We start from the raw sequence: 8,887 nt of genomic DNA on the forward strand, positions 1-8,887 counted from the left end.
CTTGTCAAGCTGAGCTCTAACCTTTATCGGGAGACCGAAGAGGTTGATGAAGCCTGCTGCGTCAGCCTGATTGTAAACCTCATCCTCATCGAATGTAGCAACTTCCTCATCGTAGAGTGTGTATGGTGAAGTTACGCCTGCATTGATGATGTTGCCCTTGTAAAGCTTGAGCTTAACGTCGCCTGTAACTCTCTCCTGCGTCTTGTCAACGAAAGCTGTGAGAGCTTCGCGGAGAGGTGTGTACCACTGACCGTTGTAAACGATGTCAGCAAACTTGATTCCGAGGTACTGCTTGATACGTGCAGTTTCCTTGTCAAGTGTGATAGTCTCGAGAACTTCGTGTGCGTGGTAAAGGATAGCACCGCCGGGAGTCTCGTAAACACCTCTTGACTTCATACCAACGAGACGGTTCTCAACGAGATCAGCAAGGCCGATACCGTTCTCGCCGCCCAGCTTGTTGAGAGCAGATACCATTTCAACACCATTGAGCTTCTTGCCGTCAAGCATTGTAGGAACGCCCTTCTCGAAGTGAAGTGTGATATATGTAGGCTTATCAGGAGCGTCGATAGGTGAAACGCCCATTTCGAGGAAGCCCTTCTTCTCGTACTGCGGCTCGTTTGCAGGATCCTCAAGATCGAGACCTTCGTGTGAGAGGTGCCAGATGTTCTTATCCTTAGAGTAGTTTGTCTCTCTGTTTATCTTCAGAGGAATGTTGTGAGCCTCTGCGTAGTCGATCTCCTCGTCACGGCTCTTGATGTCCCATTCTCTCCAGGGAGCGATGATAGCCATTTCAGGAGCAAAAGCCTTGATAGCAAGCTCGAATCTTACCTGATCGTTGCCCTTGCCTGTGCAGCCGTGGCAGATAGCGTCAGCGCCTTCCTCAAGAGCGATCTCAGCGATACGCTTTGCGATGATAGGACGAGCGAAGGAAGTACCGAGCATATATCTGTTCTCATAGATAGCTCCTGCCTGAACTGTAGGATATACATAGTCCTGAATGAACTCCTCCTTGAGGTCAGCGATGATGAGCTTTGAAGCGCCTGTCTTGATAGCCTTCTCCTCAAGTCCGTCAAGCTCTGTGCCCTGTCCTACGTCACCTGAAACAGCGATAACCTCGCAGTTATTGTAGTTTTCCTTGAGCCACGGGATAATGATAGAAGTATCAAGTCCGCCTGAGTATGCAAGAACTACCTTTTTGATATCCTTTTTGTTAGCCATTGTAATTACCTCCTGAATATAAACGCATTTGATATGCGCGGATTTGCGATATAAGTATATTATACTACTTAACAAAATATTGTCAAGAGGATTTGAATAAATATTCAATATTTTCAGAAATATTCATCTTTATGCGCATATTATTCATCTTATCTGTAAAAAGCCGATTTTTCGGAATTTGCCCTGCCAATTAACCTCAGAGTTAAAAAGCCATGTTAAATCCTGTAGGGTTTTGTATGAATTTCCGATTTTTGTGCCGATCCTGTTAATTTGCTTGATATTTTTTTGTCTGCCGTATATAATAAATATGTATGGCTCTGTAAAGTGCTAAAGAAAGATAAATAATGAATTTTGGCTTACTAAACTGGGAGGTTTACATTATGGCTGAGAAAAACGGTACAAAGATAACTATACTCGGCGCAGGCAATGTCGGCGCTTCTATCGCTTATACATTCGCTGTAGCAGGCACCTGCTCCGATATCGTTCTTGTTGATATAAATAAGGCTAAGGCTAAGGGCGAGGCTATGGATATCCGTCAGGGCGTTTCCTTCGGTGAGAACGTCGAGGTGTTCGACGGCGGCTATGAGGACGCAAAGGATTCGGATATCGTTGTCGTTACTCTCGGTATCGCAAGAAAGCCCGGTCAGACACGTCTTGACCTTGCTCAGACAAACGTAAATATCATCAAGGAGGTAATGCCTCAGATCGCTAAATACGCTCCCGACGCTATCTATGTAGTTGTCAGCAACCCTGTTGACGTGCTTACATATACTATCCTCAAGTGCACAGACCTCAAGCCTAATCAGGTAATAGGCTCAGGTACAGCTCTTGATACCTCAAGACTTCGTTCCATCATTGCCGATCATGTCGGTCTCAGCCCGAACAGCATTCACGCTTACGTTTTCGGTGAGCACGGCGATTCCTCATTTATCCCGTGGTCTATCATGAATATCGCAGGCGTTCCTGTTGACGAGTACTGCGCAGATCAGGATCACGCAAACCTTGATGAGGATGAGATCCTCGACGAGGTCCGCAAGGCAGGTGCAGAGGTCATCAAGAGAAAGGGCGCTACCTTCTACGCTATCGCAATGAGCGTAAACAAGATATGCGACACTGTTCTTCGCGACTCAAAGAACATTCTCACAGTTTCGACAATGATAAATGACAGATACGGCATCAACGACGTTTGCCTCAGTCTCCCATGCGTTATCGGCAGCAACGGTATCGAAAGAGAAGTCTCTCCAAAGCTTTCCGACGCAGAGATCGAAAAGCTTCAGGCAAGTGCAAAGGCGCTGAGAAGCGTTATTGACCAGATACAGTTCTGAGAAGCCGCAAATAAGCATTCACGCGGAGAACTCATTGTTCTCCGCTTTTTTTTAAAATCACTGAAAGGACATATAAAAACCATGAATTACGCAGAAGAATCACTTAAAAAACACTATGAATGGCAGGGCAAGATCGAGGTCATCTGCCGTGCTCCCCTCGAAACAAGAGAGGACCTCTCACTCGCTTACACTCCCGGCGTTGCACAGCCTTGTCTCGAAATACAGAAGGACGTTGACAAGAGCTATGAGCTCACACGCCGTTCAAACCTCGTTGCTGTAGTTACAGACGGTACAGCTGTTCTCGGTCTCGGCGACATCGGTCCTGAGGCAGGTATGCCTGTTATGGAGGGCAAGTGCGCACTCTTCAAGGCATTCGGCGACGTTGACGCTGTTCCTCTTTGTGTACGCTCAAAGGAAGTTGACGACATCGTTAATACAGTCCGTCTTCTTGCAGGCTCATTCGGCGGCGTAAACCTTGAGGACATCTCCGCTCCACGCTGCTTCGAGATAGAGAAAAAGCTGAAGGAGTGCTGTGATATTCCGATATTCCACGACGACCAGCACGGTACAGCCGTTGTTACTCTCGCTGCTATGCTCAACGCTCTCAAGGTAGTCGGCAAGAAGCTGGACGAGATAAGAGTCGTAACAAGCGGTGCAGGCGCAGCAGGTATCGCTATCATCAAGCTCCTCATCTCTATGGGACTTAAAGACGTTGTTCTCTGCGACAGAAACGGCGCTATCTACAAGGGACGTCCCGAGGGCATGAACCCCATGAAGGACGAAATGGCTGAGATAACCAACCAGCAGATGAGAAAGGGCAGCCTCGAAGAGGTCATCAAGGGTGCAGATGTATTTATCGGCGTTTCAGCTCCCGGCTGTGTAACTCCCGAAATGGTAAAGAGCATGGCTGACAAGCCTATCCTCTTCCCGATGGCTAACCCAACTCCTGAGATAATGCCCGACCTCGCCAAGGAAGCAGGCGCAGCAGTAGTCGGCACAGGAAGAAGCGACTTCCCCAACCAGATAAACAACGTACTTGCATTCCCGGGTATCTTCCGCGGAGCTCTCGATGTTCGTGCAAGCGACATCAACGACGCTATGAAGATAGCTGCTGCTAAGGCTATCGCTTCATTCGTTACAGATGACAAGCTCAGCGCTGATTACATTATCCCGAGCGCACTTGATAAGTCAGTAGCTCAGGCAGTTGCAAAGGCTGTTGCTCAGGCTGCTAAGGAGACAGGCGTAGCACGTATATAATGCATAATCACAGCGCCTGTGTACACGTTTTTTGCACTTTACAGACAAATATGTAAAAAACTTTCACAAAAATGTTGATTTATTAGATAAAACGTGTTATAATTGAGCCGTACAGCTTTTGCTTTGCGGCTCTTTTATAGTAGAGCATGAAAGTGAGAGCTGACAGTTATAAAATATTTTAACCGTTAGCTTTACCACAAAAAACTATGATATAAGGAGAAAACATTATGAAGAAAGCATCTATTTTACACCTAATCAGCATGATCGGGGCTGCCCTCAGCTTTTTGCTGCTTATTATCGCAATAGTTACAAAGAGCTATCTGATGGCACAGATCGTATTTGGCATAGCTTGCGTATTCAGTGTTGCAACAGTTTTAACAGCAAATAAAAAATTAAAAAAACACTGACCTCCGCGGACTGCCGCCGGCAGTATCTGCTTTATGTTATTTATTGATAATATCACAAAACTCGGACAGTCAAATGCTGTCCATAAAAGCTAACGGTTCGGGCGCACTTATGTGCGCCTTTTTTGTGTTGAAAAATCAATGTGTCTGTGTTATAATGATTTTAGCCATTAGCTGCCGGCTGTTAGCTCATTGTAATGGCGGCGCAAACCGCTATTGCATAACTTTGATCACTTGCAGGCTAATGGCTGACGTTTTAACAAAAAGGAATGATAGATATGAGTTTAAACGATACTCCCTCATCGGAGAGAGTCCACATTGGCTTCTTCGGACGAAGAAATGCAGGCAAATCCAGCGTAGTAAACGCTGTTACGGGACAGGAGCTGTCCGTAGTCTCGGACGTTAAGGGTACTACCACCGATCCCGTCACTAAGGCTATGGAGCTTCTCCCTCTCGGTCCTGTGGTGATAATAGATACCCCCGGATTTGACGACGAGGGAACTCTCGGCGAAATGAGAGTCCGCAAGACTAAGCAGATACTCAACCGCACAGACCTTGCCGTCCTCATCGTTGACGGAACTGTGGGACTTACCGACACCGAGCGCCAGCTCATGAGTATTTTCGAGGAAAAAGCTATCCCATTTCTCACAGTGTACAACAAATCAGATATTGCGCAGAAGCGCGTCTGTCAGGACAATGAGATTGAGGTAAGCGCCCTCACAGGCGAGAATATTTACGAGCTGAAGGAGCGTATCGCAGCACTTGCAAAGCTCCCATCAGATGAAAAGCGCATAGTGGGCGATATGCTCGGTACAGGAGATATGGTAGTCCTTGTAACTCCGATAGACGCAGCAGCTCCCAAAGGACGAATGATACTGCCGCAGGTGCAGACGCTCCGCGATATTCTTGACGCAGATGCAATGGCGGTATTTACTAAGGAAACTCAGCTCGCGGAAACACTCGGGAAGCTCAGCGCTCCGCCGAAAATGGTCATCACCGACAGTCAGGCTTTCGCTGTGGTCAGCAGGATAGTCCCCGAGACCGTTCCCCTCACCTCATTTTCAATACTTATGGCGCGGTACAAAGGCTTTTTAGAGACCTCAGTAAAGGGCGCAGCTGCCATAAAAAAACTGAAAAACGGGGATACAGTTCTAATATCCGAGGGCTGTACTCACCATCGTCAGTGCGGAGACATCGGCAGTGTAAAGCTGCCTGCTCTGCTGAAAAAGACCACAGGCAAGGAGCTGAATATAGAGCTCAGCTCGGGACGTGAATTCCCCGAGGACTTGTCAGCATACAGCCTTGTGATACACTGCGGCGGCTGTATGCTGAATGAGCGTGAAATGACCTACAGGCGCAAAAACGCCGAGGATCAGGGTGTTCCATTCACTAATTACGGCATAGCCATTGCACTCATGAACGGCATATTAAAGCGCAGTCTGGGTATTTTCCCTGACCTTGCAGGAGAGATAGAATGAAATCGCGGCTTCCATATATCATAGGCTTTTTGCTCCTTGTGGCAGTTGAGGTGTGCATAGGAATTTTCTACTTCAACCACTTCATACGCTCATATATCGGCGATGTTATCATAGTGTGGGTGCTGTACTGCCTGTTCCGCTCATTTGTGCCTAAGAAATTCAGCTCATACGCTGTGGCAATAGGGATACTGGTATTTTCATTTATAGTGGAATTTCTGCAAAAGGCTCATATTGCGGATATTCTCGGAGTGAAAAATGAGCTTCTCCGCATAATTATCGGTACGAGCTATGCTGTCGAGGACCTATGGTGCTATGCGGCAGGAACCGCAGTGACGCTCATAGAGATATTCCTGTATCAACAACTGAAAAAGAGGAAAAATAATGACTGAAAAGCTATCAAAAAACGACTCTCATCTCGGCGCAATTGACGGACTAAAGGGCATAGGCGCCTGTATCATAGCATTTTTCTGGCACTATCAGCACTTCAAGCCGCAGAACGGTTCGCCGTTGTTTTCTGCGTTCCCGATGTCATACCAATACGGAGCATACATGGTGGAGCTCTTTTTCATGCTGTCGGGCTTCGGTATGATGCTGGGTTACTCCGAAAGAATAATCGGACACGGTATTAGCTTCCGCGATTTCATAGTTAAGCGCCTGCGGAAGATATATCCGCCATTTATTTTCTTTACCCTGCTGACAGTTATCCTTGAGCTTGCATATTATCACAGGTGCGGAACCACCTTTGTCTACGGAAACCTTGATATACAGCACTTTGTATACAATCTCCTGCTCATGCAGGACGGCTTCTTCGGCAAGGAGTGGTCGCTGGACGCTCCCTCATGGTGCATAAGCATATGTATGCTGTGCTATCTGCTGTTCTATCTCATACTCTACCGCGTTAAGAACGAGCGTCACGGCTGCTATGTATTCTTCGGGGCAGCCCTTCTCGGAACGACTATTAACCTTTCGGGCGTGAACTATCCTATTTGGAACGAGCTCGTCGGACGCGGCATCGCCTGCTTCTTCATAGGAGCAATACTCTGCACCGTCTACAGGAACAGGGAGAGCTTCAGATACCGTCGCCTCGGCTATATCTGCCTTGCAGCCGTCATACTCAGCTATCTTGTGCTGCGCTTCAAACCGCAGTTCATGGGCGACCTGCGCATGGCATTCATACTTGGTATCGCTCCTGCGCTCATACTTGCAGTACTGTTCATACCGTGGCTGGGTGCTGTACTTGGCATACGCCCCCTGACTTATCTGGGCAGTCTTTCCATAGTGATATACCTTGTACACTTCCCTGTACAGTGCGCAATACGAACCATAGACGAATACGCAGGACTTGGACTTGATTACTCCACAAAGGCTGTATGGCTCAGCTATACAGCAGCCGTACTCATATCAGCTCTGCTGTACAGGCTTGTCATTGCAAAAGCAGCAGAAAAGGCTGTATTCGGACTGTTCAGTAAAAGCTCTGCCGCAAAATCTAAATAAACGCATATGAAAAATACCATACTCGGAGCTGCAGGACTTGTTTCAGGGGTACTGTTTGTTCTTTTCGGCATTTTCTATATTGTGCGAAATAAGGTGCGCGGCGAAAAAATACTTGACGGCAGGATAATCGACATAGACCTTGAGCATAAAGCCCTGATAATCCGCTATAGAATAAGCAAAAACAACTATGAGGACATAGCCTTTTATAAGCACTTCTGCTTCCTTCCCGGGGCTGAAATGCCGCCAATAGGGCTAAAGGTCACGGTAACAGTAAAAAAGGACGACCTGTATGCTCCGGTATCGGTACTGGTAATGCGGAATTACGGACGCGGCTCAGGCAATAAACGGTACCTTAATCACAGCAGGACTATAATGCTCGTATCGTGGCTCGCATTAAGTCTGCTGTTTATATTCGGCGGAATAATTGCGCTTATCAGCTAAGCTCACATAGGCAAAAATACTCCCGAAAGCATATAATGAAATGAAGTTGTATAAACTGAGCCCCAGAGGCAATAATAAAGTCATCAGCTGAAATTCATAAGGGCATCTCTAAAAACCTATTTGGTCAAGAAAAAATCAGATAGGTGCGGCAGAGGCAAGGAAAGCTCCCGAAGGCGTGCTGACGCACTCCGAGGAAGTTTGACGCAGCATATGCCGTGCATAGCTGGTTTTTCTCAAAAGTTGGTTTTCAGAGATGTCCTTAATATATCGGGAGAAATAATTATGTCAGTCAAACGAGGAGAAATTTACTACGCCGACCTCAGCCCCGTTGTTGGCTCTGAGCAGGGCGGAGTCAGACCTGTACTTATAGTTCAGAATGACGTGGGGAACAAGCACAGTCCCACAGTCATAGCCGCGGCTATCACAAGTCAGCGGGACAAAAACCACCTGCCAACGCATATCGAGGTGGAAGCAGACAAATGCGGACTTGCAAAAGACAGTATCGTGCTTTTGGAGCAGATACGGACTATCGACAAGCGCCGCCTCAAGGACAAAATGGGCGAGCTTGACCTTAATTCAATGGATAAGGTGGACACGGCACTGTCCATAAGCTTCGGACTGGAAATATAAGCATTTCAAGGCTGTCGTAAATGACAGCCTTTTTGTTTTTGTCCTCAATTATTGCATAGCTTGGCATATTTGTCCCCACTGCGAACATATCCTGTAAGGACAACATCTGTGAAAGGGTGAAAATATGGGACTTACAGAAAACGAAGCCGCAGAAAAACTGAAAACCGAGGGTGAAAACGTTCTCGCCGAAAACAGGAGAACAGGTCCTGTGGGTATCTTTATGGGACAATTCAAGGATGTCATGGTCATGATACTCCTCGGTGCTACGGTCATATCCGTACTCCTCGGTGAGATTTCAGATGCGGTGACCATCATACTGATCGTGCTTCTCAATGCTATTCTCGGCTTTATTCAGGAGTACCGCACAGAGCACACTCTTGAGGCTCTGCGCTCTATGACCTCTCCGACGGCAAAATGCTGGCGTGATGGTAAGCTGAAGGAGATAGAGGCTTCAAGACTTGTGACAGGAGATGTCATAGAGCTTGAAGCAGGTGACCGTATACCTGCGGACTGCGCTGTGTTGAAGGCTGTCGGATTCTTCTCCGATGAAGCGATACTTACAGGCGAATCCACGGCTGTGGGAAAGTCCGCAGGCTCTCCCGACGATACCGACAACTCCCTCAACAAGCCGAATATCGTC

At 47.3% G+C, this 8,887-nt stretch carries 10 protein-coding genes; 9 read left to right on the forward strand and 1 reads right to left on the reverse strand.

Annotated features, from left to right (window positions below; all coding sequences use genetic code 11):
- On the reverse strand, positions 1–1,218 hold a 1,218-nt coding region (locus tag K5677_RS11880; protein ID WP_296728310.1), incomplete at its 3' end, for an argininosuccinate synthase.
- Positions 1,219–1,598: 380 nt separating this feature from the next.
- Between K5677_RS11880 and K5677_RS11885 the strand changes: the two genes are divergently transcribed.
- The 9 genes from K5677_RS11885 to K5677_RS11925 all read left to right on the forward strand — a co-directional run.
- Positions 1,599–2,543, forward strand: coding sequence for an L-lactate dehydrogenase (locus K5677_RS11885; RefSeq protein WP_296728312.1), 945 nt, complete (start codon positions 1,599–1,601; stop codon positions 2,541–2,543).
- A gap of 81 nt (positions 2,544–2,624) precedes the next feature.
- Positions 2,625–3,800 carry an NADP-dependent malic enzyme gene (locus K5677_RS11890; protein ID WP_296728315.1) on the forward strand — a complete coding sequence of 392 codons (1,176 nt, stop codon included), beginning with the start codon at positions 2,625–2,627 and terminating at the stop codon, positions 3,798–3,800.
- Between the two features lie 227 nt (positions 3,801–4,027).
- A complete protein-coding gene (locus tag K5677_RS11895; RefSeq protein ID WP_296728318.1) occupies positions 4,028–4,207 on the forward strand; it encodes a hypothetical protein in 180 nt (59 codons plus the stop codon).
- A 275-nt stretch (positions 4,208–4,482) separates the two neighbouring features.
- On the forward strand, positions 4,483–5,682 hold the full coding sequence (gene hydF, locus K5677_RS11900; protein ID WP_296728320.1) for a [FeFe] hydrogenase H-cluster maturation GTPase HydF: 1,200 nt from the start codon (positions 4,483–4,485) through the stop codon (positions 5,680–5,682).
- Entirely contained in the window at positions 5,679–6,071 is a 393-nt protein-coding gene (locus K5677_RS11905; protein ID WP_296728322.1) for a DUF2809 domain-containing protein, read from the forward strand. The genes hydF and K5677_RS11905 overlap by 4 nt, the downstream gene beginning before the upstream one ends.
- On the forward strand, positions 6,064–7,176 hold the full coding sequence (locus tag K5677_RS11910) for an acyltransferase (protein WP_296728325.1): 1,113 nt from the start codon (positions 6,064–6,066) through the stop codon (positions 7,174–7,176). Before K5677_RS11905 ends, K5677_RS11910 begins: the two co-directional genes overlap by 8 nt.
- 6 nt (positions 7,177–7,182) lie before the next feature.
- Positions 7,183–7,617 carry a hypothetical protein gene (locus tag K5677_RS11915; RefSeq protein WP_296728327.1) on the forward strand — a complete coding sequence of 145 codons (435 nt, stop codon included), beginning with the start codon at positions 7,183–7,185 and terminating at the stop codon, positions 7,615–7,617.
- A 282-nt stretch (positions 7,618–7,899) separates the two neighbouring features.
- Positions 7,900–8,247 (forward strand): type II toxin-antitoxin system PemK/MazF family toxin, encoded by a 348-nt coding sequence (locus tag K5677_RS11920; protein WP_024861321.1) that lies wholly within the window; start codon positions 7,900–7,902, stop codon positions 8,245–8,247.
- A 124-nt stretch (positions 8,248–8,371) separates the two neighbouring features.
- Positions 8,372–8,887, forward strand: a 516-nt coding sequence (locus K5677_RS11925) for a cation-transporting P-type ATPase (protein ID WP_296728332.1), incomplete at its 3' end; no start/stop codon positions are given.

This window comes from Ruminococcus sp. (genome assembly GCF_024684275.1).